26 protein-coding genes are annotated in these 24,944 nt (G+C 70.1%); 10 read left to right on the top strand and 16 right to left on the bottom strand.

The annotated features are described in order from the left end of the window. Positions 1 to 143: 143 nt before the first annotated feature. Together gcvH and fen are read right to left on the bottom strand one after the other, a co-directional pair. Positions 144 to 527: a glycine cleavage system protein GcvH gene (gene gcvH, locus F3H13_RS06420; RefSeq protein ID WP_149798216.1), complete on the bottom strand. Its 384-nt coding sequence runs from the start codon at positions 525 to 527 to the stop codon at positions 144 to 146. 139 nt (positions 528 to 666) lie between these two features. Continuing rightward, positions 667 to 1,644, bottom strand: coding sequence for a flap endonuclease-1 (gene fen, locus F3H13_RS06415; protein WP_149798215.1), 978 nt, complete (start codon positions 1,642 to 1,644; stop codon positions 667 to 669). A gap of 139 nt (positions 1,645 to 1,783) precedes the next feature. Between fen and fer the strand changes: the two genes are divergently transcribed. Beyond that, positions 1,784 to 2,437, top strand: coding sequence for a ferredoxin Fer (gene fer / locus F3H13_RS06410; protein ID WP_149798214.1), 654 nt, complete (start codon positions 1,784 to 1,786; stop codon positions 2,435 to 2,437). A 28-nt stretch (positions 2,438 to 2,465) separates the two neighbouring features. Here the strand turns inward: fer and F3H13_RS06405 are convergent, their stop codons facing one another. The 3 genes from F3H13_RS06405 to F3H13_RS06395 form a co-directional block, all read right to left on the bottom strand. Then, positions 2,466 to 3,047 (bottom strand): DoxX family protein, encoded by a 582-nt coding sequence (locus tag F3H13_RS06405; protein ID WP_149798213.1) that lies wholly within the window; start codon positions 3,045 to 3,047, stop codon positions 2,466 to 2,468. A gap of 141 nt (positions 3,048 to 3,188) precedes the next feature. Continuing rightward, positions 3,189 to 5,462 carry a DHH family phosphoesterase gene (locus F3H13_RS06400; RefSeq protein WP_149798212.1) on the bottom strand — a complete coding sequence of 758 codons (2,274 nt, stop codon included), beginning with the start codon at positions 5,460 to 5,462 and terminating at the stop codon, positions 3,189 to 3,191. Between the two features lie 152 nt (positions 5,463 to 5,614). Continuing rightward, complete coding sequence (locus F3H13_RS06395; protein WP_149798211.1) at positions 5,615 to 6,223, bottom strand: YIP1 family protein; 609 nt, start codon at positions 6,221 to 6,223, stop codon at positions 5,615 to 5,617. A gap of 170 nt (positions 6,224 to 6,393) precedes the next feature. Between F3H13_RS06395 and F3H13_RS06390 the strand changes: the two genes are divergently transcribed. After that, positions 6,394 to 6,861 carry a type IV pilin gene (locus tag F3H13_RS06390; RefSeq protein ID WP_149798210.1) on the top strand — a complete coding sequence of 156 codons (468 nt, stop codon included), beginning with the start codon at positions 6,394 to 6,396 and terminating at the stop codon, positions 6,859 to 6,861. A gap of 62 nt (positions 6,862 to 6,923) precedes the next feature. On the opposite strand, the gene F3H13_RS06385 is transcribed toward F3H13_RS06390, so the two are convergent. Continuing rightward, entirely contained in the window at positions 6,924 to 8,048 is a 1,125-nt protein-coding gene (locus tag F3H13_RS06385) for a Gfo/Idh/MocA family protein (protein ID WP_149798209.1), read from the bottom strand. A gap of 90 nt (positions 8,049 to 8,138) precedes the next feature. Between F3H13_RS06385 and F3H13_RS06380 the strand changes: the two genes are divergently transcribed. Continuing rightward, positions 8,139 to 8,588, top strand: a complete 450-nt coding sequence (locus F3H13_RS06380) for an NUDIX domain-containing protein (RefSeq protein WP_149798208.1) — start codon at positions 8,139 to 8,141, stop codon at positions 8,586 to 8,588. Here F3H13_RS06380 and F3H13_RS06375 read toward each other — a convergent pair. Next, a complete protein-coding gene (locus F3H13_RS06375; protein WP_149798207.1) occupies positions 8,573 to 9,544 on the bottom strand; it encodes a sugar phosphate isomerase/epimerase family protein in 972 nt (323 codons plus the stop codon). The two genes, F3H13_RS06380 and F3H13_RS06375, sit on opposite strands and share 16 nt — an antisense overlap. A 170-nt stretch (positions 9,545 to 9,714) precedes the next feature. Between F3H13_RS06375 and F3H13_RS06370 the strand changes: the two genes are divergently transcribed. Further along, positions 9,715 to 10,611 (top strand): PspA/IM30 family protein, encoded by an 897-nt coding sequence (locus F3H13_RS06370; RefSeq protein ID WP_149798206.1) that lies wholly within the window; start codon positions 9,715 to 9,717, stop codon positions 10,609 to 10,611. A 60-nt stretch (positions 10,612 to 10,671) separates the two neighbouring features. Here F3H13_RS06370 and F3H13_RS06365 read toward each other — a convergent pair whose 3' ends face one another. The 3 genes from F3H13_RS06365 to F3H13_RS06355 form a co-directional block, all read right to left on the bottom strand. Beyond that, complete coding sequence (locus tag F3H13_RS06365) at positions 10,672 to 11,718, bottom strand: dipeptide epimerase (RefSeq protein ID WP_149798205.1); 1,047 nt, start codon at positions 11,716 to 11,718, stop codon at positions 10,672 to 10,674. After that, the gene (locus F3H13_RS06360) at positions 11,715 to 12,773 is read right to left on the bottom strand and encodes a DUF1611 domain-containing protein (protein WP_149798204.1); all 1,059 of its coding nucleotides are present in this window, start codon (positions 12,771 to 12,773) and stop codon (positions 11,715 to 11,717) included. Before F3H13_RS06360 ends, F3H13_RS06365 begins: the two co-directional genes overlap by 4 nt. 455 nt (positions 12,774 to 13,228) lie before the next feature. Beyond that, positions 13,229 to 13,546, bottom strand: coding sequence for a DUF5785 family protein (locus F3H13_RS06355; RefSeq protein WP_149798203.1), 318 nt, complete (start codon positions 13,544 to 13,546; stop codon positions 13,229 to 13,231). 132 nt (positions 13,547 to 13,678) lie between these two features. Here F3H13_RS06355 and F3H13_RS06350 point away from each other — a divergent pair, with 132 nt between their 5' ends. Together F3H13_RS06350 and F3H13_RS06345 are read left to right on the top strand one after the other, a co-directional pair. Further along, positions 13,679 to 14,140, top strand: coding sequence for a hypothetical protein (locus F3H13_RS06350; protein ID WP_149798202.1), 462 nt, complete (start codon positions 13,679 to 13,681; stop codon positions 14,138 to 14,140). Positions 14,141 to 14,279: 139 nt separating this feature from the next. Next, complete coding sequence (locus F3H13_RS06345; protein WP_149798201.1) at positions 14,280 to 14,747, top strand: hypothetical protein; 468 nt, start codon at positions 14,280 to 14,282, stop codon at positions 14,745 to 14,747. Between the two features lie 15 nt (positions 14,748 to 14,762). Here the strand turns inward: F3H13_RS06345 and fdhF are convergent, their stop codons facing one another. Next, entirely contained in the window at positions 14,763 to 16,904 is a 2,142-nt protein-coding gene (fdhF, locus tag F3H13_RS06340; RefSeq protein ID WP_149798200.1) for a formate dehydrogenase subunit alpha, read from the bottom strand. 203 nt (positions 16,905 to 17,107) lie between these two features. On the opposite strand from fdhF, the gene F3H13_RS06335 reads away from it, so the two are divergent. Further along, positions 17,108 to 18,277 carry a glutathione-independent formaldehyde dehydrogenase gene (locus tag F3H13_RS06335; protein WP_149798199.1) on the top strand — a complete coding sequence of 390 codons (1,170 nt, stop codon included), beginning with the start codon at positions 17,108 to 17,110 and terminating at the stop codon, positions 18,275 to 18,277. A gap of 53 nt (positions 18,278 to 18,330) precedes the next feature. Here the strand turns inward: F3H13_RS06335 and F3H13_RS16145 are convergent, their stop codons facing one another. Beyond that, positions 18,331 to 18,498, bottom strand: a complete 168-nt coding sequence (locus F3H13_RS16145; protein ID WP_188128010.1) for a hypothetical protein — start codon at positions 18,496 to 18,498, stop codon at positions 18,331 to 18,333. A gap of 164 nt (positions 18,499 to 18,662) precedes the next feature. Here F3H13_RS16145 and F3H13_RS16140 point away from each other — a divergent pair, with 164 nt between their 5' ends. After that, positions 18,663 to 18,815 carry a hypothetical protein gene (locus F3H13_RS16140; RefSeq protein WP_188128009.1) on the top strand — a complete coding sequence of 51 codons (153 nt, stop codon included), beginning with the start codon at positions 18,663 to 18,665 and terminating at the stop codon, positions 18,813 to 18,815. 10 nt (positions 18,816 to 18,825) lie between these two features. On the opposite strand, the gene F3H13_RS06330 is transcribed toward F3H13_RS16140, so the two are convergent. After that, positions 18,826 to 19,968, bottom strand: a complete 1,143-nt coding sequence (locus F3H13_RS06330; protein WP_149798198.1) for a CobW family GTP-binding protein — start codon at positions 19,966 to 19,968, stop codon at positions 18,826 to 18,828. A gap of 90 nt (positions 19,969 to 20,058) precedes the next feature. Here F3H13_RS06330 and F3H13_RS06325 point away from each other — a divergent pair, with 90 nt between their 5' ends. Next, entirely contained in the window at positions 20,059 to 20,658 is a 600-nt protein-coding gene (locus tag F3H13_RS06325; RefSeq protein WP_149798197.1) for a hypothetical protein, read from the top strand. Positions 20,659 to 20,663: 5 nt separating this feature from the next. Here F3H13_RS06325 and yqeC read toward each other — a convergent pair whose 3' ends face one another. Beyond that, positions 20,664 to 21,395, bottom strand: coding sequence for a selenium cofactor biosynthesis protein YqeC (gene yqeC, locus F3H13_RS06320; protein WP_149798196.1), 732 nt, complete (start codon positions 21,393 to 21,395; stop codon positions 20,664 to 20,666). 117 nt (positions 21,396 to 21,512) lie between these two features. Between yqeC and F3H13_RS06315 the strand changes: the two genes are divergently transcribed. Continuing rightward, positions 21,513 to 23,477: an aldehyde ferredoxin oxidoreductase family protein gene (locus F3H13_RS06315; protein WP_149798195.1), complete on the top strand. Its 1,965-nt coding sequence runs from the start codon at positions 21,513 to 21,515 to the stop codon at positions 23,475 to 23,477. 32 nt (positions 23,478 to 23,509) lie between these two features. Here F3H13_RS06315 and F3H13_RS06310 read toward each other — a convergent pair whose 3' ends face one another. Next, on the bottom strand, positions 23,510 to 23,857 hold the full coding sequence (locus F3H13_RS06310; protein ID WP_149798194.1) for a hypothetical protein: 348 nt from the start codon (positions 23,855 to 23,857) through the stop codon (positions 23,510 to 23,512). Next, on the bottom strand, positions 23,854 to 24,909 hold the full coding sequence (locus tag F3H13_RS06305; RefSeq protein WP_149798193.1) for an Mrp/NBP35 family ATP-binding protein: 1,056 nt from the start codon (positions 24,907 to 24,909) through the stop codon (positions 23,854 to 23,856). The genes F3H13_RS06310 and F3H13_RS06305 overlap by 4 nt, the downstream gene beginning before the upstream one ends. Positions 24,910 to 24,944: the final 35 nt, after the last annotated feature.

The raw sequence follows: 24,944 nt of genomic DNA, 5'->3' as shown, positions 1-24,944 counted from the left end.
GGTTCGCGGCTCGTCGGTTCGCGGGTGAAGCGGCGTCGGAAGGTGGCGTGGTCATGGTCGTGTGTCGGGTGGGTGTGTCGTCTTCGGTCCGCTGTCCGTCCCCGGTGCCGGTCCGCGGTCCGCTCTCGGCGTCGGTCCGGGAATCAAGCGATCTGGTCGTCGTACGCGTCGGCGTCGAGCAGTCCCTCGGCGTCGCCGCCGTCGGCGGGGGCGACCTCCAGCATCCAGCCGTCGCCGTACGGGTCCTCGTTGACGAGCTCCGGCTGGTCGAACAGGTCCTCGTTGACCGCGACGACCTCGCCCGAGACGGGCGCGTAGAGGTCAGAGACGGCCTTGATAGATTCGACGACGCCGAACGACTCGCCGGCGGCGATCTCGTCGCCGACCTCGGGGAGCTCGACGAACACCACTTCGCCGAGCTCGTCTTGCGCGAAGTCGGAGACGCCGACACGGACGGCCTCGCCGCCGGTCGTCGCCCACTCGTGCGATTCCAGATACCGTCTGTCGTCGGGAACGTCGAAGCTCATTGGTCAGGGTCGCCGCGGTCCGCTCGGGTTTCGGCCCGCGACACGTGTGATTCACTCTTCTGACGACGAGGAAATAAAAGGTGTGTTCGCGGCGGTTGCGCCCGCGGACGACCGTCGGATCGTCGTTCGACGCGCCCCGTCAGGTCCACCGGTCGAGCCCGGTCTGGACCTGCGACTCCGCGATGCGCTCGAACCCGCGTTCGACCTCGTCGGCGGCGACGCCCCACTCGTCGACGACGTACGCGCGGGCGGCCTCGACGTCGGGGTTCACGTCGGCGTCGACCGCGACGTCCTCGGCCGGGGGGTCCATGAACAGCTCCCGGATCGCCTCGGCGTTCGGGATCTCGGCGTCGCGCGCCTCCAGCACGCCCCACAGGTCGCCGTGTTCCGTCACCGCTTTCACCGCGGTCTTCGGGCCGATCCCGCGGACGCCCTCGTTGAAGTCGGTGCCACAGAGCATCGCCACGTCGACGAGCCCCTGTCGATCGAGCCCCAGCTCCGAAAGCGTCGCCGCGAGGTCCATCAGCTCCGGGTCGCCCTTGCTCGTCAGCTGGCGGAGCGTCGTCGGCGCGCCGAAGAGCAGGGTGTCGTAGTCCTCGCTGCCGGCGTGGTCAACGGTCCCGGTCGCCGCCATGTACGCGCACTGCGCTTCCCCCTCGGCGGGCGCCTCGACGATCGGCACGTCGAGGCGTTCCAGTAGCTCGCGGGTCGTCTCCTGTATCGTGTCGGTGAGCCGCTGCGTGCGCGCTTCGAGGCGCGCGGCCTCGACGGCGTCGCCGCGCTCCTCGGCCGCCGCCCGTCGCTCCTCGGCCGCCTCGCGCTTCTCGCGGCGCTCCGCCACCTCGTCGGCCTTCAGGTCGGTGACGGCGCCGTCGAACACCATCACGGGGATCAGGTCGTGTTCGAAGAACTTCGGGAGCCCCTGGACGACCCCGATCAGGTTCGCGACCTCGACGCCGTCGGCCGTGGTGTACGCCTCGTCGGCCGTCCACTTGACCGTCGTCGTGAGGTAGCGGTACAGCCAGTTGTGCGCGTCGACGGCGACGACGCTCCCCTCCAGCTCCGCGAAGGGGACGTCGCGGATCGACGCGAGGTCGCGCAGGTCGGCGTTTCCCATTGTCGGACTCAGGGCGCGCCGCTTGTAAACGCTGACGGGTCCGTACCGCGCCGCGATCGCCGCTCGCAGTCCCCCCGCGATCCGCCTGCCGACTTCTGGGCAGTTTATGTGCGTCACGCGCGTACGGAGATGCGTCTGAATGGTCTCCCCGTTCGAGGTGTTGGAGGTCGACGAGGACGCCGACGACGAGGCGGTCGAACGGGCCTACCGCGAGCGCGTGAAGCGCGCGCACCCCGACCAGGGCGGTTCGATCGAGGAGTTCCAGCTCGTCCGCCGCGCCTACCGAGAGCTGTCCGAGCGCGACGACGACGGCGACGGGGGCGACGGGACCGACCCCGCGGACGTCGACCTCACCGAGGGGGACGACGCGCGCGAGCCGAAGTCGACCCGCGTCGAGTTCCTCGACTACGAGGCCGTCGTCGACTACGGCTGGTCACTCGACGACGACGAGCTGTTCCGGAAGGCCGGACACGCCGACCTCGGCCCCGACGCCCACGGTCGCCTGCTCGTCCACCCCGACGAGAGCCTGCTGGAGGCGGCCGAGCGCAGCGGCTTCGCGTGGCCCTTCTCCTGTCGCGGCGGCGCCTGCGCGAACTGCGCGGTGTACCTCGCCGAGGGGGAGCTCTCCCAGCCGACCGACCACATCATGCCCGACGACCTCGCCGAGCGGGGGTTCCGACTCTCCTGTAACGGCTACCCGCTGACAGACGAGCTGTCGGTCGTGTTCAACGTAAAACAGCGGCCGGAGCTCGACGACCTCATCCTCCCGCCCGGCCCGTTCACCCGGCGGTGACCGCCGTGTCGTGCCCCGGTCGGCCGCGTCACCCGAGCAGGTACCGCAGGGCCGGAGCGTTCCTGACGAGCTCCGTCTGCTCTAATGCCCGGTCGACCCCGACGATCCGTCCCGCGCCCCACGCGCCGAGGCCGAACAGGATCAGCATGTACACGAGCGAGCTGTCGACGAAGTAGCCGTGCGCCACCGGGAACCCGTCCATGAGCCCGCCCTGCCACGCCGCGGTCCAGAACATCGACATCATGATCGCGCCCATCAGCGCCGCGAACCGGAAGAGGACGCCGAACAGCAGCGCCAACCCGATCAGGATCTGCCCGAACACCACCATCGGGTCGATGATCGCGGCGTAGTCCGCGAAAAAGAGGAACAGCCCCTGTAGCGGGTTACCGTCCGCGATGGCGTTCTGGAGGAACCCCACTGAACTCCACGCGAGTGGATCCGCGAGCCCGCCTTCGAACAGCTTCTCTAAGCCGGCTTGGAGGAACACCCACGCCATCACGACCCGGAGCCCGAGCATCGAGTACGCGAGCCAGGTCTCGGAGTAGTTGAACTCCACGTTGCGACCGAGTAGCTCCGCGCGAAGCGTCCGTTCAGAGGGTTGTGTGGCCATGTCTGTGACACCTAGATGTGAAAGAATCACACACCTGTAATAATCTACCGGCGGATCCGATGCTCAACAGTTTTCGAACAGGAATAAAAGAACACTATCGCGCATACTTCGGCCCGGAGCGCCCGGATCGAAGCGCCCGGCTCAGAACGACTCGGCGACGGCGGCGACGACGGCGTCCTCGACGGCGTCGCGCTCGCCCGAGAGGAACTCAATTTTCCCCTCGCGGACGCCCGCGGTGGCGATATCTGCCTTCGGCGCGAGCTCGGCCGCGCGCTCGGCCACGTCGCGGACGGAGACGTCCGCCGTCGCGCGCACGTACAGCTCGTCGGTGCCGACCCCGACCGTCGCGAACGGCTCGCCGTCGGCGCGCCGTCGGTGGAGGTCGTCCAAGAGGAGCGGCGTCGGCGGGAAGTCGTACCGGTGCGTGTAGCCGTCGGTGTCGAGCAGCGCGAACTCGACGCCGTCGACCGCCTCGGTCACGACGTTCGCGTCCGCGGTCTCGATCTCGGTCTCCAGCTTCTCGCGGAACTGCTCGGAGACGTGCGCCGCGAGGTTACCGCCGTCCGAGAACAGCAGGTCCGCGATCAGTTCGCGTTTGTCCTGGTACGACTGGTAGTACGCCTCCAGCGCGACCGCCTCGCGGAGCTCCGCGACACGCTCGGCGTCGTAGCCCGCGTCGCGGGCGAGGTCCACGTACCGCTCGGGGGCGTCCGCCCAGTAGCTCACCGCCGGCAGGTGCCGGAGGTCGGCGCGGACCCCGTCGTTGATCGCCGACGCCAGCGAGGCGACGAGCGCGCCCGTCGAGAGCGTCTCGTCGCCGCCGACGTCGGACAGCTCCGGCGAGACGAGCGTGTCGACCGCGTCCCGCGTCTCGGGGTCCGCGACCGCGGCGTCGACGACGACCGCGTCGACCCCGTACACCGACAGCAGGTCGATGCCGTCCGCGGACTCGGTCGTCGAGCCCGCCCCGACGAGCAGGAACAGGGGGAGCTTCTCGTCGTGGCGGTCGCGGTCCTGGAGCATCCGCGTCGCGTCGTTGGTGGCCGCGTCCATCCCGTACACCGGCTCGTCGAGCGGGCGGCGGGTGAAGTAGTGGTACTCAGCGTCGCTCTTCGCGTGTTCGTCGCGGATCAGCGGGAGGACGGCGCGCTCGACCGCGGCGCCCGCGACGTAGCCGTCGGCGGTCGCCGGGTGGCGGACGACGATCGGCCGCGATTCGAGGACCGCGCGTCGGACCGCCTCGGCCGCGTCGAGCAGGCCGTCCGCGAGCTCGGCGACCGTCTCGTCGCCCGCGAGCGGCTGGAGCCCCTCGGGGCGCGCCTCGTCGGTGAGCGCCTCGGCGATGCGGCGGCGAACCGCTTCTGCGTCCTCGCCGTCGAGGAGGACAAGCGCCTCGGACTCGACCTGGACGTCGCCGCGGTGGCTCTCGACCTCGCCGTCGACCCGCACCGCGTCGCCGACCTCGACGTCAGGGTGCGCCCGGACGCCCGGCTCGACGAACGCGGCCACGTCGACGGCGCCCGTCTCGTCGCTGACCTCGAACACCGTCGGGCCACCGGTCTGGCGGACGCCGACGACCTCGCCCTCGATCCGGACCGTCTCGCCGACCGCGTCTCCGAGCGTCGTGATCGACGCGCGCTCTGGCTTCCCGTCGGCGTCAGGTTCTGCGTCGTCCTCGCCGTCTGCGTCGTCCTCTGCGTCTGCGTCGGCGTCGGGCTCGTCGTCCTCGGCGTCGGGCTCGTCGTCCCCGTCGGACGCAACGAACTCGGTCTCGTCGGTCTCCTCGGCCTCGGCGGACTCCGCGTCGGCTTCGTCGCTCGCCTTGACCTCGCCGGACATCGTCTCACCGCTCGGGTCGGGGTCGGCGTCGGACTCGACGACGTTGTCGCCGGCGGGCGCTTCGCCTTCGACGGCGTCGTCGACCCGCTTTTCGTCCTCGTCTTCCGCGGCCGCCTCGTCGGTCGATTCTTCGGGTTCGGCGCCGCCCTCGTCGGTCTGGTCTTCGGCGGCGGCTTCCTCGTCGTCCGACTCCTCGTCGGGGAGATGCTCCCCGGCGGGCTCCTGAACGAGGACGCCGCGGAACTCGCGGTCGGCCTGTCGGATCGACCAGCCGAGGTCGATGTTACCGTTGTCGCGGACGCCCTTCACTTGGACGAACACCTCGTCGCCGGGCTCCCAGTCGAGGCTGTCGAGTCGACGGTCGAGCTCGGAGCGGTGGAGCAGTCCGGTGACGCCCGGCGCGAGGTCGACGAACACGCCGAACTCGGCGTACCCGTCGACGACGCCTCGGTAGAACCGGCTCGGAACCAGGTCGTCGGGAGCGTCGCCGCGGAAGTCGAACACGACGTCTTCCTGGTGCGAGTCGCAGACGCGACCGCCCCCGACGTCGGTGCCACAGATGATACAGGATCCCATTTGAGTACACCGAGAGCCTCGGGCCTAAAACGGTTGTCGAAAGCCCGCTGGCCGACGCGACGGGAACGCGCCGAGCGCCCGAGCGTCACGCCGCGAGCGCCCGGCCCGTCACGCCGCGAGCGCCCGAGCGTCACGCCGCGAGCGCCCGCCCGTCACGCCGCGAGCAGCGTCCGCGCCGCGGCCACGACGCGGTAGCCCACGCCGTAGCCGAGCGCGGCCGGCGGGAGCGCGGCCGCGACCGTCCGCACCGCCCCCAGCCCGTGGACCGTCCGGAGCCCGACGACCAGCAGCACCGCGGCGTACGCGCCACAGAGGACGCGGAACTCGGGAACCGCCGGCCCGGCCAGCGCCATCGGCGAACTCGCGTACGCGACGGCCTGGACCGTCTCGCTCACGCCGCCGCGGTCGCGCAGCCCCACGCCGTCGTCGAACTCGACGCTCGCTAAGACGACCGAGACGGTCGCGACCGCGGCGGTCAGGTGGAGGCCGACCGGCGCCGCCAGCGCGACCACGACGAGGAACACCACGAGCCCGGACAGCAGCGCGGAGGACGGGACGACGACCGGCACCGCTCCGGGGTCCGAGGCGATCAGGCCGAGCGTGAACGCCGCGGCGACCGCGACCGCGAACGTCAGCGCTGGCGCCTGATCGCCGGGCGTGATCCCGTTCGCGAGCGCCCGCCGCGGCCGAACGAGTACCTCGATCCAGGTGCGCGCGATCCCCCGGAGGCCGCGGGGGCGACCGCCGGCCGAATCGCTCATCCGAGACGTCACGGGCGGAGTTCGGCCGCGCGGAATAACCCGTTTCCGGTTCGGTCCGCTTCGCGCGAATCCCGCCCGGTCCGGGGGCCCGCACCGCTCGCACGGAAACTTATCAAGGCTGATACGCGGCGCGGAAACCCTTATATCGGCCCCGTCTGAGTGTCGGTCGAATGGCCGCGTTCCGAGACGACGAGCGAGGGTTCACCCCGCTGGCGGGGACGGGACTGCTCGTCGGGGTCGTCGTGTTACTGCTCGCCATCGTCGGCGCGGCGGTGTTCGGCCTCATCGACAACGTCGCCCCGCCGGACGCCGAGTTCGAGGGCCAACAGGAGGACGGCGACATCGTGGTCGTCGCGCTCGGCCCCGAGCCGGTCCCGGCCGAGGAGCTGTACGTCCGCGGCGAGGACCCGGACGGGAACGTCCAGTTCGGCGCGTGGCCCGGCGACGGCGTCGTCAGGCCCGGCGATCGGGTCCCCGTCCCGAACGCGACCGGCAACGAGGACTTCGAGGTCGTCTGGGAGCCGGTGGCGTTCGACAACCGCGAGACGCTCGGCAGCTACGACGGCGAGGACTCCGCGATCGACGAGTGGAGCGAGGAGAACGGCGGCAGCACGCCCGGCGGCGGGGTCGGCGTCTGACGGCGAGACGGACGAGGACTAGGGGTGACGTCCGCCCGCGACGCTTACTCGACCGCAATCACTCACTCGACCGCGACCCACTCGCCGCGCTCGTCGGCGCGCTCGATCGCCTCGAGGACGCGCTGGACCTCGTACCCGTCCTCGAACGACGGCTCGAACGCCCCTCCCTCGGCGACCGCCGAGAGGAACTCGTAGTCCTCGTGGACGAACGTGTGTTCCCACCCGATAACGTGGCCGGGGGGCCACCAGCGGTCGACGTAGGGGTCCGACTCCTGGGTGACCAGCACCGTCTCGTAGCCGCGGTTCCCCTCGCGCAGCACTTCGAGTTCGTTGAGCCGTTCTAAGGAGAACTTCAGGCTCCCCTTCGTCCCGTGGACCGCGATCGTGTGGTCGTTCTTGTGCCCCTCGGCGACCCGGCTGGCCTCGAAGCTCCCGGTCGCCCCCGACTCGTAGGCGACCTGCGCGCCGTAGGCGTCGTCGACCGTCACGTCGCGGTACTCCTCGATCTCCCCCTCGTCGTCGTAGACGGGCCGCTCGTCGACGAACGTCGTCAGCTGTCCGGAGACGCGGTCGATCCCGCCGACCGCGTCGCCGACGAGGAAGCTCGCGAGGTCGATCGTGTGCGCGCCGAGGTCGCCGAGCGCGCCTGACCCCGCCATCTCGGCGTCCATCCGCCACGCCCACGGCGCCTCGGGGTCGACGAGCCAGTCTTGGAGGTACCGCCCGCGGACCTGGCGGATCTCGCCGAGCTCGCCGTCCTCGATCAGCCCTTTCGCGTACCGGATCGCGGGGACGAACCGGTAGTTGAACGCGGTGCCCGCGGGCACGTCCGCCGCGGCCGCCGCGTCGCGCATCGCCGCCGCCTCCGCTAGCGTCGGCGCGAGCGGCTTCTCACAGAGGACTGGGATCCCGGCTTCAAGGGCTGCGATCGACGGCTCCGCGTGGACGTGGTTCGGCCCGAGATTGTAGAAGACGTCGACCTCGTCGAGCGCGGCCTCCCAGTCGGTCGCGGTGTGGGTAAAGCCGAACCGCTCGGCCGCGTCCGCGAGCGCCGCCTCGTCGCGCCCGACGAGCGTGTGGCGCTCGATATCGGGCGCGTCCGGGAAGAACATCGGGAGCCGCGCCATCGCGTTCGCGTGCGCCTTGCCCATGAACCGATACCCCAGGACGCCGATGCGGAGTGTCATGGCTCGGTGTTCTCCGTACCGGGCCTTGAGTGTGGGGTGTTCCCGGGGTCGAACCGGTGCGGTTTTGCCCCGACGCCGCGATCGGAGTCCGTGCGCGAGATACGCGTCGTGACGCTCGGTGCGGTCCGACGGGGCGAGGAGCTGCTGGTCCAGGCCGTCGGACGCAACGACGCGGGCGGCCGGAACTTCCGGCTGCTCGGCGGCGGCGTCGAGTTCGGCGAGCACAGCGAGGACGCCCTCCGCCGCGAGTTCGACGAGGAGCTGGGCGTCGCTCTCGACGACGTCTCGCCGCTCGGGACCTACGAGCGCGTCTTCGACCACGAGGAGAGGCGTCACCACGAGGTCTGGCGCGTCTACGAAGCGACCATCGTCGAGGACTGGCCATACGATCGGGAGGCGTTCTCGTTCGTCGAGCCCGACTCCGGCGCCGAACTACGCGCGACGTGGAAGCGCCCCCGAGCGTTCCGTTCCGGACCCGACCACCTCTACGGGGAGACGCTGCTCGACGACCTCGGGCCGGATCCTCACTCTGCCCAGTAGGCGTCGCCCGGCTCCGTCTCGAAGACGGCGCGGTCGAGCACGTCGACGGCCTTCTCTAACCCCTCGCGCGACGACGTGAGCGAGTCCTCGTGTTCGATCGACAGCGCGCCCTCGTAGCCGACCATCCGAAGCGTCGAGACCACGTCCTTCCAGTGGCCCTCGCCGTGGCCGTAGCCGATCGAGCGGAACAGCCACGAACGGTCGGCCTCCTCGGCGTACCCCGTCGTGTCGAGGACGCCTTTCACGCGGGCCTTCGCGTCGTACACCTTGGTGTCCTTCGCGTGGAAATGGTGGATCGCGTCGCGCTCGCCCAGAAAGCGGATCGCCTCCGTCACGTCGATCCCCTGCCAGTAGAGGTGCGAGGGGTCGAAGTTGGCCCCGATCCGGTCGTTGGTTGCCTCCCGGAGCGCGAGCATCCCGGTCGGCTCGTACACCAGCATGTTCGGGTGCATCTCGATCGCCACGTCGACACCGTGACGCTCGGCGTGTTCCGCCAGGTCGCGCCAGTAGGGAATCGCGACCTCGTCCCACTGGTAGTCGAGCGCGTCGGCGTGCTCGGTCGGCCACGGCGCGGTCACCCAGTTCGGCGTCGAGTCGCCGGGTGCGCCCGCGGGGAGCCCGGAGAAGCAGGTGACAGTCTCGACCCCCAACTGGTCGGCCAACTCGATCGCCTCGCGCAGTTCGCGGTCGGCCGCCGCGGCCCGCCCCTCGTCCGGATGGAGCGGGTTGTTGTGCGTCGCCAGCGCGGAGATCCGGAGCCCGTGGTCGTCGAGCAACCCGAGCAGTTCGTCGCGCGCCGTCTCGTCGCCGATGAGCGCCTCGCGGTCCACGTGGTCCTCGCCGGGCCAGCCGCCGACGCCGAGTTCGACGGCGTCGACGCCGATACCGTCGAGGTACGCGGCCGCGTCGTCGATCGGTTCGCCGCCCAAGGGAACCGTTAGCACGCCGATGTCCATGCGGGGGGATACATCGACGCTCCGCATAAGCCTTCAGGAAGCGCAGACGGGGCTGCCCCCGTCCGTCGCTGACCGCGTCCGCCGGCCGCCGCTACGCGTTCCGCCGCGAACCGCGTCGCTCCGCCGCGAACCGCATGAGGTTTTAACGGGTGGAACGCGTATGACGGGATATGGGAATCCTCTCGCGCGCCTCCTACGTCATCCGCTCGAAGGTGAACGCCCTCCTCAACCGGGCGGAGGACCCGACGGAGTCGCTCGACTACTCGTACGAACAGATGCGCGACGAACTTCAGGACGTCAAACAGGGGATCGCCGACCTGACGACCCAGAAGAAGCGCCTTGAAATCCAGAAGCGCAAGCTCGAAGAGAACGTCGAGAAGCACAACCGCCAGGCCCGCGAGGCGGTCCAGCAGGACCGCGACGACCTCGCGCGCAAGGCGCTCGAAAAGAAGAAGTCGAAGATGGCCCAGATCGAAGAGCTGGAGGGGCAGATCGCGAAGCTGAACGACACCCAAGACCAGCTCGTCGAGAAGAAGAACAAGCTCCAGAACCGCATCGAGGAGTTCCGCACCAAGAAGGAGACGATGAAGGCCCGCTACGAGGCGGCCGAGGCGTCCACCCGCGTCTCGGAGGCGATGACCGGCGTCGGCGACGAGATGGAGGACGTGAGCCGCTCCATCGAGCGCGCCGAGGAGCGCACCGAGGAGATGGAGGCGCGCTCGGAGGCGATGGACGAGCTGGAGGACTCCGGCGCCTTCGAGGACGCGCTCTCCGACAAGGACAGCATCGACCGGGAGCTGGAAGGGCTCTCGACCAACAGCGAGGTCGACGCCGAGCTGGAGACGCTGAAAGGGGAACTTGGGAAAGGCGAGTCCTCGAACGGCGACGCCGACGTTAGCGACGAGGCGGTCGACGACGAGCTGGCCGACATCGAGGCAGAGATCGACTCGGACGACTTAGAGAGCGACTTAGACGGCGACGGCAGCTCCGGAGACGCCGACCTCGACGAGGAGCTCGACGTCGAGTTAGAGGAGTCCGAGTCCGAGGCCGACGAGCCGCGGAACTGAGGCCCGTTTCCGGTCCCCCGCTCTCCGGTCACAGCCTCCCTCGGTCCCCGCCGATTTACCTCACTCAGACGCCGGGCGCGCGCCGGTCCCCGCGCGGTCCTGCTCGGCGAGGCGGATCTCGCCGTCCGCGAGGTCGATACCCTCGTACGAGTCGTCGGCGAGCAGCAGCGAGCCGTCGACGTCGGCGTAGTCCAGCAGGGGCGCGAGCTGCGCGGCCGCGGCGATCGACGCGTTCGACTCGATCATACAGCCGCACATCACTTCGAGCCCGTGCGCCCGCGCGGCGGCGATCAGTCGCCGCGCCTCGGAGAGGCTCCCGGTCTTCATCAGCTTCAGGTTCGCGATGTCGCAGCGGTCGGCGATCGCGGGCACGTCCGCCGCGGTCACGCAGGACTCGTCGGCGGCGATCGGGAGCTCGGAGCGCTCGTAGACGTAGCGGAGCCCCTCGGGATTCTCCGCCGGGACGGGCTGTTCGACGAACTCCACGTCGCGGTCGGCGAGCCACGCGCTCTTCTGGACGGCCTCCTTCGGCGTCCACGCCTCGTTGGCGTCGACGCGCAGCCGGGCGTCGGGCGCGGCCTCGCGGACCGCGTCGATCAGCTCCCGGTCGCGGTCCGTGCCGAGCTTGATCTTCAGCACGTCGTAGCCCGCCTCGACGGCGTCCGCGGTCTTCTCGCGCACGCGGTCGGTCTCGTCGAGGCCGACCGTGAACGAGGTCTTCGGCGCGTCGCTCGGGTCGAGTCCCCACAGGCGGTAGAGGGGGACGCCGAGCCGCTTCGCCGCGAGGTCGTGAACGGCGATCGAGACGGCACAGCGGGCGGCAGGGTTGCCGTTCACGACCGCGCGCAGCTCGGCCTCGATCTCGCGGACAGCGTGGGGATCGCCGACGCGCTCGACGGCGTCGAGTAAGTCCGGCATGACAGCCGCCACGGTGTCGGCCGTCTCGCCGTAGTGGGCCGACGGCGCCGCGCCGCCGATCCCGGTCATCCCCGCGTCGTCGGTGACGCGAACGACCACGTTCTCGGCCTCGGTCTGGGTGCCCCGCGAGATGGTGAACGGGTTCTCCAGCGGCAGCGAGACGCGCTCGAACTCGGTCTGGAGGCTCATTCGCCGCCGAGCCCCGCGTCGACGATCCCGTCCACGATGCGGTCTGCGCCGTCCCGGACCGGGTCGGCGGCCGGGACCCCGACCTCGTCGCCGAAGTCGGTCACGGCCTCCGCGGCCGCCGCGTCGTCGGCCACGTCTTTCGTGTTGAGCGCGCCGGCGACGACGCTCGCCTCGTTGACGGGCGCCGCCAGGCCCTCGTAGAGGTCGACGTAGTCGGCGAGCGGCGGGAGATCGAACGACTCGTAGCCGTGGACGACCTCGCGGCCCGCGGCGTGACAGAGGACGAGGCCGTCCGCCATCGACCCGTGGAGGATGCCGCAGGTGACCGCGGAGTAGGCGGGGTGGACGATGCTCCCCTGCCCCTCGACGACGAGCAGGTCGTGGTCGTCGCCGACCTCGAGGAGCATCTCCTCGACCGCGCCGGCGGTGAAGTCTGAGACGACGCGGTCGATCGGGTTCCCCCAGCCGGCGATCATGATCCCGGTCTGGCCGGTGGGGACGAACGCGGCGTCGATCCCGCGCTCGCGGGCGGCGGCAACGATCTCCAGCGAGGCCGTCATCTTCCCGACCGAGCAGTCGGTGCCGACCGTGCACACCACGTCGGCGTCGACGTCGCCCGAGGCGCCCGTCGCGACCGTGAGGTCGGCGTCGGGCTTCCGCACGTCGACGAGGTCGACGCCGTGCTCGTCCGCGAGCGCGGCTAGTTCCTCGTCCTCGTTCAGGAAGTAGTGGAGGCCGCTCACCACGTCGCAGCCGGCCTCGATCGCGGCCTCGACGTCCGAGCGCCACGACTCGTCGAAGCCGCCGCCGATGGGCGCGATCCCGATATATAAGGCGTCGAGGTCGCCGTCGGCGGCCGCGTGCGCGTCGTCGAACGACTCGACGATCGGCGCGTCCGCGACGTCCGGGACGTGGTCGCTCACTCGGTCGCCGGCGCAGTCGCGGTCGAGGACGGCCCTGACGTCCTGGTCGCCGTAGCGCAGCACGCCGAGGGCGGTCTTCGCGCGGTCGGGGAACTTCTCGTGGGCGAGGACGGCGATCCGCTCGTGGTCCATGGTGGGTCGCTCGCCCCGGGCGTTCTTAAAAGAGTCGAGCGGCAGTCGAGCGATCGACTCGACCGCGGCGATTCCATCGGACGAACCTCGAACGATCACTGTGACATTTATAAATAGAACTGCGGTGGCGCGCGCCTCCGAGCGGCCGCCCTCGGCGGCCGCGTGGAGCGCGTGCGAGGGAGTCAGTCGCCGGAGCGAAGCGGAGGCGACTGACGAGGCTGGGGAGGCGCGAGGCTGCGGTGCCGTGCGGGGCGGGACTCAAAGGGGCAGCCGCGAGGGCCGCGCAGACGACGTAAGCACCGCAGCGAGCAGCGCGAGCGAGGAGCGCAACGAGTGTGCGCGGCCCTCGTGGCTGGGGCTTTGGAGGTGTTCGCCATCGATCCACTGTCAGCTATTTATAAGCGAGCGGCTAGAGCTACCTCGAAAAGAACCACACAGAACTCAAAAAGCGCGTATTACGCGCTGCCGTCGACGAACTGCTCTGCGCCCTCGTAGAACCAGTAGCCGTTCTCGCGCATCACCCGGCCGAGCTCCTGGTGGAACTCGACGAAGTCGGCGAACTCCTCCTTTTCGACGTGCTCGAAGATCTCCGCGACGGAGACGACCGTCTCGAAGTCGATCCGGATCGGGTGGTCGCCGTACTGCTCGACGTACTCCGCGGCCGTGAGCGGGAAGTCTTCCTCCTCGTCGATCTTCTTCGCGAGCACGGCGTGGCCGTACTGCCGCATGCCCTCGCTCCCCTGCTCGCCGTCGGGGTCGTGTGGCCAGTCCATGTCTGGGAATTCGCCGGATCGGGGATAGTGGTTTCGGATGCGGCGGTGGCGGCCGGCCGCTCCTCGCGACCTGCTCAATCACACGCCGACCGGCGCACAAGACACTTCACCCCCGTTCGCGTCGCTCCGGGCATGCGCCGCAGAGCCCTCCTCGCGTCCGCAGCCGCCGTCTCGACCGCCTCGCTCGCGGGCTGTCCCACGCCGCCGTGGAGCGACGCCGCCGTACAGTTTGACGGCGCTGAACTGACGTTCCGCCGCGAACACACCGGCGAGTTCGATCCGGCCGACAGCGACAGGCTCGGCGGGGTCGAACTTCGCACCGAGTTCGATCGAGCGCCGCCTCGGCTCCTGATCAGAGGGATGGCGATGGGCGGCGTACAGGAGTGCTACCGGGTGAATCTGGTCGATGTAGGGCGCTCCGCCGAGCGCCTGTCGATCGAGGTTGCGGTCGAGCAACGGCCGTTTATAAGCGCCTGTAACGACGCCGGCGAGGGACACCCCTACGAGGTCGGCGTCGCGTTCAGCGAGGCGCCCGTTCCGGAGCGGGTCGTCGTCCGGCACGGAGAGGAGACGGTGCTGGAGGCGGACGCGTGAGGAGAACGGCTCCAACCGAGCGCGACGAGCGATGACGCCAACGGAGTCCGCGAGGGGTCGACCGACCGACGACCGACCCCGTTCCGGACGCCACCCGGACCGCACAAGACACTTCACGGCGCTCCGCGTGGCTCGCGACATGCGCCGCAGAGCCCTCCTCGCGTCCGCGGCCGCCGTCAGCACCGCCTCGCTCGCCGGCTGTCCCACCCCGCCGTGGACCGATGCCCCGACAGAAATCGACGGCGCCGAACTGACCTTCCGCCGCGAGTACGACGGCGACCTCGACGTCACCGGGTCCGGCGGGAACGACGTCGCCGAGGTTCGTCGACGGCTCGACGAGGACCCGCCGCGGCTGGTCGTGGCGGGATCGCTCCTCGACGGACCCCGCCGCTGTGAACGCGTCTCGCTGCTTGAGGCCACGCTCGACGACGGGACGCTCCGCCTCCGGATCGTCTCCGAGGACGACCCCGAATCGGACGTCGACGTCTGTTCGGACGTCGCCGAGCCCCACCCGTACTCGGTCGCCGTCGCGTTCGCCGACGCCCCCGTCCCGGAGCGCGTCGTCGTCCGCCACGAAACCGAGACGGTGCTCGAAAAGAGCGTATAAAAAAGCCGACGCCGCTCAGTCGTCGGCGGACGCTGCGTCGTCGCCCGCGGCCTCGATGTCGACCTCGATCTCCGCCGAGGCGGCCTTGTACTCGGGGATCTTGGCGCGCTCGTCGAGCACGTCGTTGGTGAGGCGGTTCGCGGAGGCGGCCGCGAAGTGCGGCGTGGTCCAGACGACCCCCTCCTTGATGTCCTCGGTGACGTCCGCGCGGACGGTGATCTCGCCGCGGCGCGATTTGAGATTCACGTAGTCGCCGTCCTCGATGCCGTACCGCTCGGCGTCGTTCGGGTGGACGTCGACGAAGTTCTCCGGGTGCTGCTTCGAGAGCGTCGGCGAGCGTCGGCTCATCGTCCCGGTGTTGTAGTGCTCTTCGAGCCGCGCGGTGGTCAACACGAGCGGGTACTCCTCGTCCGGGACCTCCTTCGGCTCCTGGTGGACGACGCCCTCGATGCGGCCGAGGCCGTCCTCGGTCTCGAACTCGTCCTCGTAGAGGAACGGGTCGCCCTCGTCGCCCTCCTCGTAGCAGGGCCAGTGGAGCCCCGTCTCGCCGAGCGCGTCGTAGGTCATCCCGTGCATGATCGGGCACACCTCGCGCAGCTCCTCGAACACGTCCTCCGGGCCGTCGAACTCGAACTCGTCCCCGTCGAACAGCCGCGTCCCCACCTCACAGAGGATGTCGAGGTCGTGGCGGGTGTTCTCGTGGACCTTGTGGACGCCGCGCATGCGCTGGACGCGGCGGTCGGTGTTGGTGACGGTGCCGTCGCGCTCGGCCCACGTCGTCGCGGGGAGGACCACGTCCGCGAGCTCGGCGGTCTCGGTCATGAAGATGTCCTGGACCACCATGAAGTCGAGCTCCTCGCGGAAGCGGCGCTCGGTCTCGTTGCCGTCCGGCTCGCTCATAATCGGGTTCTCGCCCATGACGTAGAGGCCGTGGACGGTGTCGCCGATCGCGTGGGATATCTCGACGTTCGTCAGCCCGGGCTCGGAGGGTATCTCGAAGCCCCACACGTCCTCGACGGACTCGCGGGCCTCGTCGTCGTCGACGAGCTGGTACCCCGGGAGGACGTTCGGCATCGCGCCCACGTCGCAGGTGCCCTGGACGTTGTTCTGCCCGCGCAGGGGGTTGACGCCCGTTCCGGGGCGGCCGAGGTTCCCCGTGATCAGCGCGAGGTTGATCTCGTTTTGAACGTTGTCGACGCCGCAGGTATGCTGGCTCATCCCCATCCCGGTGAAGATGGCCGCGTCGTTGGCCATCGCGTACTTCTCGGCGGCGAGCTCGATGTCCTCCAGCGGGACGCCGCACTCCTCGGCGGCCGCCTCCTTGTCGAAGTCCGCGAGCGTCTCCTTCAGGTGGTCGATTCCCTTGGTGCGCTCCTCCACGAACTCCTCGTCGATCCAGCCCGCCTCCGGCTCTTCCTCGTGGCGCTCCAGGATCGTCTTGAGGACGATATTTAACAGAGGAATGTCGGTGCCGGGCTTCAGCTGGAGGTGCATGTGCCGGTCGGTGTCGCCGATATCAAACGACCGGGTGGTCTTGTTCGCGTGGGGATCGACCTGGATGACGGTCGCGCCCTCCAACACGGCCTGCCGGAAGTACTGGCTGTTGGCGATCGGGTGCTGCTCGCCCGGGTTCGCGCCCTGGATCCACAGCACGTCCGCGGAGTCCTCTAAGTCGGCCATGCTGTTCGTCATCGCGCCCATGCCGAGGCTGGTCCGGAGCGCCCAGACGGTCGAGGCGTGACACATCCGCGTGCAGTTGTCGACCTGATTCGTGCCGTACCGCCGCGCGAGCTTCTGGATGAGGTAGTTCTCCTCGTTGAACGTCTTCGAGGAGCCGAAGAAGCCCATCCCGTCCGGACCGTGTGCCTCTCGAATCGACCCCATCTCGTCGACGACGCGGTCGAACGCCTCTTCCCACGTCGCCTCGCGGAACTCGCCGCCCTCCTTGATCAGCGGCTCCGTCAGTCGGTCCTCGTGGTCGACGACCTGCGTCGCCGCGCCGCCCTTGATGCAGACGCTCCCCTCGTTCACCGGCGCGTCGGCCCACGGCATGAAGCGCATCTCGCCGGGCTCGTCGCCCTCCAGCACGCGGATCCCGCAGCCGACCCCGCAGTACGGACAGATAGTCTTCGTCGCGTCGTCCGGTTCACTGGACATCCGTCTCACCGCCCCCGTGTGCGTACATATGACACGATCTATCGTCGCAGTCCATGAGTGTGTCGGTGGTTCCGCCGAGCGGGCGGACAGGCCTCGTCGTCCCAGTCGGGAGATCGTTAATATTCGGCGTATCAGTTTTGTTAAACGTAACTATAACGGAAAAACATTTACTATGATGTGCTAACATGTTCCTCGCGGATCCTATGAGAGCTGTTGTCTACCAAGGCCCGTACGAAGTGGCCGTCGAGGACGTAGACGAACCGGAGATCGAACACCCGAACGACGTCGTCGTCGACATCACGACGTCTTGTATCTGCGGCTCCGACCTCCACATGTACGAGGGGCGTACCGCGGCCGAGGAGGGAATCGTTTTCGGCCACGAGAACATGGGGGTCGTCAGCGAGGTCGGCGAGGCCGTCTCGACGTTAGAGGAGGGCGACCGCGTCGTGATGCCCTTCAACGTCTCCTGCGGCTTCTGTCAGAACTGCGAGGAGGGGTACACCGGCTTCTGTACCAACGTCAACCCCGGCTTCGCGGGCGGCGCGTACGGCTACGTCGCGATGGGGCCGTATCCGGGCGGACAGGCCGAGAAGCTGCGCGTCCCGTACGCCGACCACAACGCGCTAAAACTGCCCGAGGGCCGCGAGCACGAGGACGCGTTCTCGCTGCTCGCGGACATCTTCCCGACCGGGTGGCACGGCACCGAGCTGGCGAACCTCGAGTCCGGCGAGTCCGTCGCCATCTTCGGCGCGGGGCCGGTCGGGCTGATGGCCGCCTACAGCGCGAAGATCAAGGGTGCGGCGGAGATTTACATCGTCGACCAGGTACCGAGCCGACTGGAGCTCGCCGAGGAACACTGTGACGCCCATCCGATCGACTTCTCCGAGGGCGACCCGGTCGACCAGATCATCGAGGAACACGGCGGGATGGTCGACAAGGGCGTCGACGCGGTCGGGTACCAGGCGACCGACCCGGACGACGTCGACACCGACACCGAGGACTACTCCTACCAGCCGGCCAAGGAGAACCCGGCGGTCGTGATCAACAACCTCATCCGCGTCGTCCGGCCGACGGGCGAGCTGGGCATCCCCGGTCTGTACGTGCCCGAGGACCCGGGCGCGCCCGACGACATGGCCGCGCAGGGGCGGCTCGGAATCGACTTCGGGAAGTTCTTCGAGAAGGGGCTCAAATGCGGTACGGGCCAGTGTAACGTAAAGGAGTACAACCGGTACCTCCGCGACATGATCATCGAGGGCCGAGCCGATCCGAGTTGGGTCGTCTCCCACCGCGTCAACCTCGACGAGGCGCCCGAGATGTACGAGGCGTTCGACGCCCGCGAGGAGGGCGTCACGAAGGTCCTGCTGGAGCCCTAACTCCCGAACCACCCCTCGCCGGCGGTCCGAACTTTTTCACTCCGCGACGCGCGTCAGACCCGGAGCCACGCCTTCGGGTGTTCCGCGCGGAGGTGCGACTGATACTGCGAAATCAGCTCCGGATACCCGTCAGCAACGCCGTGCCACTCGCAGAGGTCGCAGCCCCGCTCGACCGCCTCGTCGCCGCCATGAACGTGTCCGCCGCGTCTGTATATGACCATGTGGATTCCCGCCGCGGCCGACCCGCGTTGATAGGTAGCGTACGACGCGGACGGGGTTCACTCTGTCGGCGGCCGCGGGACGTTCGGCGGCGGCCGCGGCTCCGAGCCGACCGCTCGCCGCTCCCGCCGAAACCGGTATGTCGATCCCTCTCGTGGTGGCTCGTATGTGTAAGTACTGTAACTGGGCGTTCCACGACGAGTGGGGCCAGCTGCTGAAGTACGACGATGTCTACCAGTCGGCGGTCGGCGCCGAGACCGAGTCCACCCACGGGTTCCACGAGGACTGGGACGACCTGCAGGCCGAACTCGAGATCTAACTCGGCGGTCTCACAGCGGGAACGCCTCGGCGGCCGCCTCGTCGGCCGCCGCCTCCCCGTCGGCGCCGGCGGTCGCCAGGTCGTCAAGCTCGCCGCGAATCCGCGCCTCGTCCATCTCGCTGCCGATGAACACGAGCCGCGTCCGGCGGTCGTCGTCCGGTCCCCACTCGCCGATGGGGCCCGCCTGTACCGAGGGGCCGGCCTGGCTCACGCCGATCACCTCGTCGGTGCCGGCGACGTTCGCGACGCCCTTCGCCCGCACGACGGCGCCGTCCCAGTCGTCGAGCCACGCCGCGAACCGCTCCGGGTCGAGGGCGTCGGCCGAGCGGTAGACGAACGAGTCGACCCCGTGGGCCGCGGCCGCCCCCTCGGCGTGGTCGTGCGCGTGGCCGTCTCGTTCCTCTGCGCCCTCGCCTCCCTCGTCGCCCTCGCTCTCAGCTATCGCGCGTTTCCACCCCGGCGACCGCTTTGCCGTCTCGAAGTCGAACCGCCCGGTGTCGAGCACGTCGCCCGGGTCGACCTCGGAGTAGCTCGTTCGAATGCGCTTCGCGCGCGGCCCCAGCCGGTCGGCGACCGACTCGATCTCGTCGAGCACGTCGTCGGGGACCATGTCCGTCTTGTTCAACACGAGCACGTCGCAGAACTCGATCCCCTCGACGAGCACGTCCGCGAGGGGCCGGTCGGCCGCCGGCTCGCCGTCGCCGGGGAGGTCCTCGCCCGCGTCGAACTCCTTCCAGAACCCGTAGGTGTCGAGGACGGTCACCATCGTGTCGAGCCGGAAGCGCTCGGTCGGGTCGACCTCGCTGTCCTCGGTCCCCTCGGTGAACGCCCGCGCGATCGGGATCGGCTCGGAGATGCCCGACGACTCGACGAGGAGGTAGTCGAACTCCCGTGACGCCGCGAGCGTCGCCGCCTCCGAGAGGAGGTCGTCCTGGAGTCGGCAGCAGATACAGCCGTTCGAGAGGTCGATGACGCCCTCCTCGTCGTTCTCGCGGGCGACGAGTTCGGCGTCGACGTTCACCTCGCCCATGTCGTTCAAGATGACCGCGATCCGCCTGTCGCCCGGGTTCGCGAGCAGGTGGTTCACCATCGTCGTCTTCCCGGCGCCGAGGTAGCCGCTGAGGACGGTGACCGGGATCCGGTCGTCTGTCATACGTGTTATCAGTGTCCACGCCAGTATGAAACGATCGATCGGGACGATCGGCACGAACGTTCATCCGTCCCACCGCCGTACCGCGAGGTGATGGACCTGAGCGAGTCGACCGTCCGGGACCGCGCCCGGGCGTACGCGGAGGCGGAACCGCTGTACGACGTGGAGCGCCAGCACGTCGAGACGGTCCCGAAGACCTTCGCCGGCGAGGAGTACGGACGCCGGGACGCCCAGTGGATCGTCCGGTGGTACTTCCGGCGGTACCTCGGCGAGTACCCGGACCGCGAACGGCGCGAGCGGGAGGACGCCTTCCGCGACAACGAGTTCGACGACGTGATCGACGCCATCGACGCCGCCGTCGACGCGGTGGGCGTAAAAAACGACGATTCACCGGACGCTGACGCCGCCTTCGACGCGCTCACCGCGCTCGACGGGGTCGACGTCGCGGTCGCGTCCGGGTTTCTCCAGTTCCTCGCCCCGTCGCGGTTCGTCGCGGTCGACCGCCGGACCTGGGCGGTTCTGGCCGCGGTTGGCGAGCTCGACGACCCGTATCCGGACCCGCCTTCGAGTGCCGACTACCGGCGGTTCGACGACGCCTGCCGGGCCGTGATGGACCGGACCGGCGTCGACGCGTGGACGCTGTACCGGGCGCTCTGGCGGTCGTTCGAGGAGCTCCCGGAGGGAAGCTCGTAGCGGATCTACTCCACGACTTCGACGACCGGGTCGTCCGCGATCAGGCGCGTGAGGAGGACGCGCGGCACGTTCGCGCGGAAGAGGATCTCCCCGGCGACCGCTCGGGCCGCGGCGGCGTCCGCCTCGTCGTCGACCTTGTTCACGACCGGAATCGCGGTCGCGCCGCTCGGGACGCCCTTCAGCCCGCCCGCGGGGCTCGCGAGGACTGTCGCGACGTCGGCGGGGCGGATCTCGTCGCCGATCTCGCGGCCGGTGATCGCGGCGACCTCAGCCGGCCGGTGGACGAGCTCCTCGGTGAGGGGCTCGCCAACGACGTGCGCGCTCGCGATCGGGACGACGACGTCCGCGTTCGCCGGGATCTGCGGCTCGTGGTCGCCGGGCGCCTTGAACTCGCGGAGGCGCGCCCCGTCCGCCTTCACGAGCGTCGCGCCGGGCGCGGCGTCGGCGATCTCGGCGACCGTCTCCGTATCGTACCCGAGGTACCGGTCTGACCGCTCGCGCTCCGGGACCAGCCCGAGCGGCCAGTCGCCGTCTCCGGCCTCCTCGATCGCGGCCACCGGGTCCTCGGTCACGCGCACCGCGGCGACCCGATCGTCGAAGATCGGTATTCGCACGCTCGCGGTCACGACTGCCCGGTCGAGCCGGTCGGCGAGCGCGAACAGCGTCGACTTCTTGCCGCCCGCGCCGACGACGCAGACGGTCGCGTCGCGGGCGTCGAGCGCGGTCGTCAGGTCCATACGCCCCCGTACGACCGCGTCGGCCCTCACTCTGGCGGTCGCGCCCAGACGGACGACCGCGCGACCCGATCACGGTGCCGGACAGATTGATACGTCTCCGCCGCGCATCGCGTCTGAATGCGTCCGAGTCGCACTCGAATCCTCCGCGTCGACCTCTCGACGGGCGAGACCGCCCGCGAGCGCGTCCCGCGGGACTGGCGCCGCGACTACGTCGGCGGGAAGGGACTGGGTGCGCGCTACCTCTACGAGGAGCTGTCGCCGGGGACGGACCCGACGGCCCCCGCGAACCTCCTCGCGTTCCTCGTCGGACCCCTCGCGGGCTACCTCCCGGGCGAAACGCGCTACGTCGCGGTGACGAAGTCACCGCTCACCGGCGGCTTCCTCGACTCGTACGCCGGCGGCGCGTTCGCCGACCGGCTCGCGGGGTCGCTCGGCGACTGCCTCGGCCTGCTCGTGACCGGCGCCGCCGACCGGCCGGTCCGGATCGAGGTGGAGGACGGTCGCGCCCGGATCGAACCGAGCGGCGCGTGGGGCGCCGACGCCGCCGAGACCGCCGAGCGGTTCCCGGACGCCGGGGTCGCCTGCGTCGGCCCGGCGGGCGAGCGCGAGGCGGCGTACGCGACGATCGCGAGCGACGGCGGCGCCCACCACGCGGGCCGGGGCGGCGCCGGCGCCGTGATGGGCGCGAAGCGCCTCAAGGCGGTCGTCGCCCGGGATCCCCCGCCGACGGTCCCGGACGACCTCGCCGCGCTCCGCGAGCGCGACGCCGCGGCCTACGGCGACGAGCCGACCGGCGAGTGGCAGGCGGCCGGCGAGACCGTCGAGACGATCGACTACGCGAACGAGGTCGGGATACTCGCCGCGGAGGGGTGGACGGAGACCGGCTTCGACGGCGCCGACGACATCGGGGTCGAGGCCGCGCTGGAACGCGCGGCGGGGCGCGAGGGAGGCGACGACGGGCCCGCAGGCGAGGACGGGCCCGTAGGCGACGACGGGCCCGCAGGCGACGACGCGGAGGGCGCCGACCTCGCGGCCCCCGGCGGCTTCCGGATCGACACGCCCGACGGCGAGGTCGTCCCGCGCGGCGCGGCGCCGATCACGCTCGGCGCGGGCCTCGGGATCGACGACTTCGACCGCGTCGTCGATCTCTGTGGAGTCTGCGACCGACTCGGCCTCGACGTGATCGGCGCGGGCAACGCCGTCGCGTGGGCGGTCCGCGCCGGGGAGGCGGGGGTCGTTGACTGCCCGGTCTCGTTCGGCGACGCGGACGGCGCCGAGAGCCTTTTAAAAGCGATCGCGGCCCGCGAGGCGCCGCCAGGCCTCGACGTCGACCCCGACCTGCCGAACGCTCTCGCGGACGGGATCGACGCCGCGGTCGCCCGGTTCGGCGGCGCGGAACTCGTGCCGACGGTGAAGTCGATGGCGCTGCCCGGCTTCGACCCGCGCGCGGCGGTCGGCGTCGCGCTCGCGTACGCGACGAGCGACCGCGGCGCATGTCACCGCCGCGCGCGCCCGCAGGACACGGAGCCCCTCGCCCGCCCGGACCGGTCCCCGGCCGACCGGGTCCGCGACGTGGTCGGCGAGCAGAACGGGCGGTCCGTGCTATGGAGCCTCGTCGTCGACGACTTCGTCGGCGAGGCGGTCTGGACCGACCTCGGCGCGGAGTGGCTCGCGGCGATCGACCACCCGGCGGTCACCGGCGTCGACCGCGACGGCGACGCGGGGGAGGAAAGCGACGTCGACTCCATCGCGCCGGGCGACTCGACCGCCGGGCTCGCGACGACTGGCGAGCGGATCTGGACGCTGACGCGGCTGTTCAACGCCCGCGAGGGGTTCGACCGCGCGGACGACGCGCTCCCCGAGCCGCTCCGCACGTCGGCGGCCGACGGAACGCCGGGCGTCGACGTCGACGCGTTCGACCGCCTGCTGGACCGCTACTACGCGGCGCGGGGTTGGGGCGAAAGCGGGCTCCCGACGGGCGAAACGGTCGATCGGCTCGGGCTCGCGGGCGTCGTCGACGACGCGACGCCGCTGGACGAGCGCCCGATCGACCTCGGCGCAACGAGCGATTCGGACGACTGACGGAAAAAGGGGTTTTGGCGGCTTCCGGACGCTCAGCGACGCAGACCGCCTTCCGACTTGATCCGCATGATGTGTCGGACGTTGAGGTAAATCTCCTCGGGCGACGTCTCCTCGTCGTCGTCGTACAGGTCCGACACGCGGTAGAGGACCGCCGAGAGCTGCTTGCTCTCCGAGCTCTCTCCGCGGACGTCCTCGGCCACGTCCCGGAGGAACTCCCGCACCTCGTCGTCCGCGGCGAACGCCTCCTCGGCCGCGTCGGTCGCCGACTCGGGCACCACCGGATCGACGCCGGCGGCCGCGAGGGGGTCCTCGTGGCTGTCGCCGTCGCTCGCCGCGCCCCCGCCTTCGGACCCGTGGGGGTCACCGTCCGCGTCGGTCATCGCCCGTCGCTCACCCCGCGGCGGCGCACGACGCCGGCGTTGTTCGCGACGTTTTCGACGAGCACCTTGAACGCGTCCGCGGTCTCGCCGTCCTCTAGGACGACGGGTTCGCCGTCGTCGCCGCCGGTTCGCACGTCGGGGTCGAGCGGGATCCCGCCGAGGAACGGGAGGTCGTGGTCCGCGGCGAGCGCCTTCCCGCCGCCCGAGCCGAATATCTCGTGGAACCCGCCGCAGTCCGGACAGCGGAAGCCGGCCATGTTCTCCGCGATACCGAGGACGTTCGTGTCGTGTTTGCCGAACATGCGGAGTCCCTTCACCGCGTCGTCGAGCGCCACGTCCTGCGGGGTCGTGACGATCACGGCGCCCGTCAGCGGGAGGGTCTGGAGGATCGTGAGCTGCGTGTCGCCCGTCCCCGGCGGGAGGTCCATCACGAGGTAGTCGAGCTCGCCCCACTCGACGTCCTCGACGAGCTGGGTGATGATCTTGTGGACCATCGGGCCGCGCCAGATGACGGGGTCGTCCTCGCCGGTGAGGAAGTCCATGCTCATCAGCTTCACCTCGAACCGCTCGGGGGGAACGATCGTCTCGCCGTCCGTCTCGGGGCGCTGCTCGGCCGACACCATGCGCGGCACGTTCGGCCCGTACACGTCGGCGTCGAACAGGCCCACGCGAGCGCCGAGCGCGGAGAGCCCGGCGGCGAGGTTCACCGCGACGGTCGACTTCCCGACGCCTCCCTTCCCGGAGGCGACGGCGATCACGTTCTGGACGCCCGGGAGGACCTGCTCGTCGGCGGCGAGATCGTCCGGGATCGACGCCGACAGCTCAACGTCGAACTCGGTGTCCGCGAGCGCCGCCCGGACGTCGTCGGCGATGGCCGACTCGTTCGGCGAGAAGGGCGCGCCGAGCGCGAGCGACACGCGGACCGTCCCGCTACCCCTGTCCTCGCCGGCCTCGACCTCGACATCGTTCACTAAGCCGAGCGAGACGATGTCGTCGCCGAGGTCGGGGTCCCGCACGTCCGCGAGCCGCTCCCGCACGTCCGCTTCGTTCATGCTCGGGAGGAGGGCCGTGGCTCGAATAAGGGTTC

Source organism: Halorubrum xinjiangense (assembly GCF_900102375.1).
GTDB classification, from domain to species: Archaea; Halobacteriota; Halobacteria; order Halobacteriales; family Haloferacaceae; genus Halorubrum; species Halorubrum xinjiangense.
This window is presented reverse-complemented; position numbering and strand designations above follow the sequence as displayed.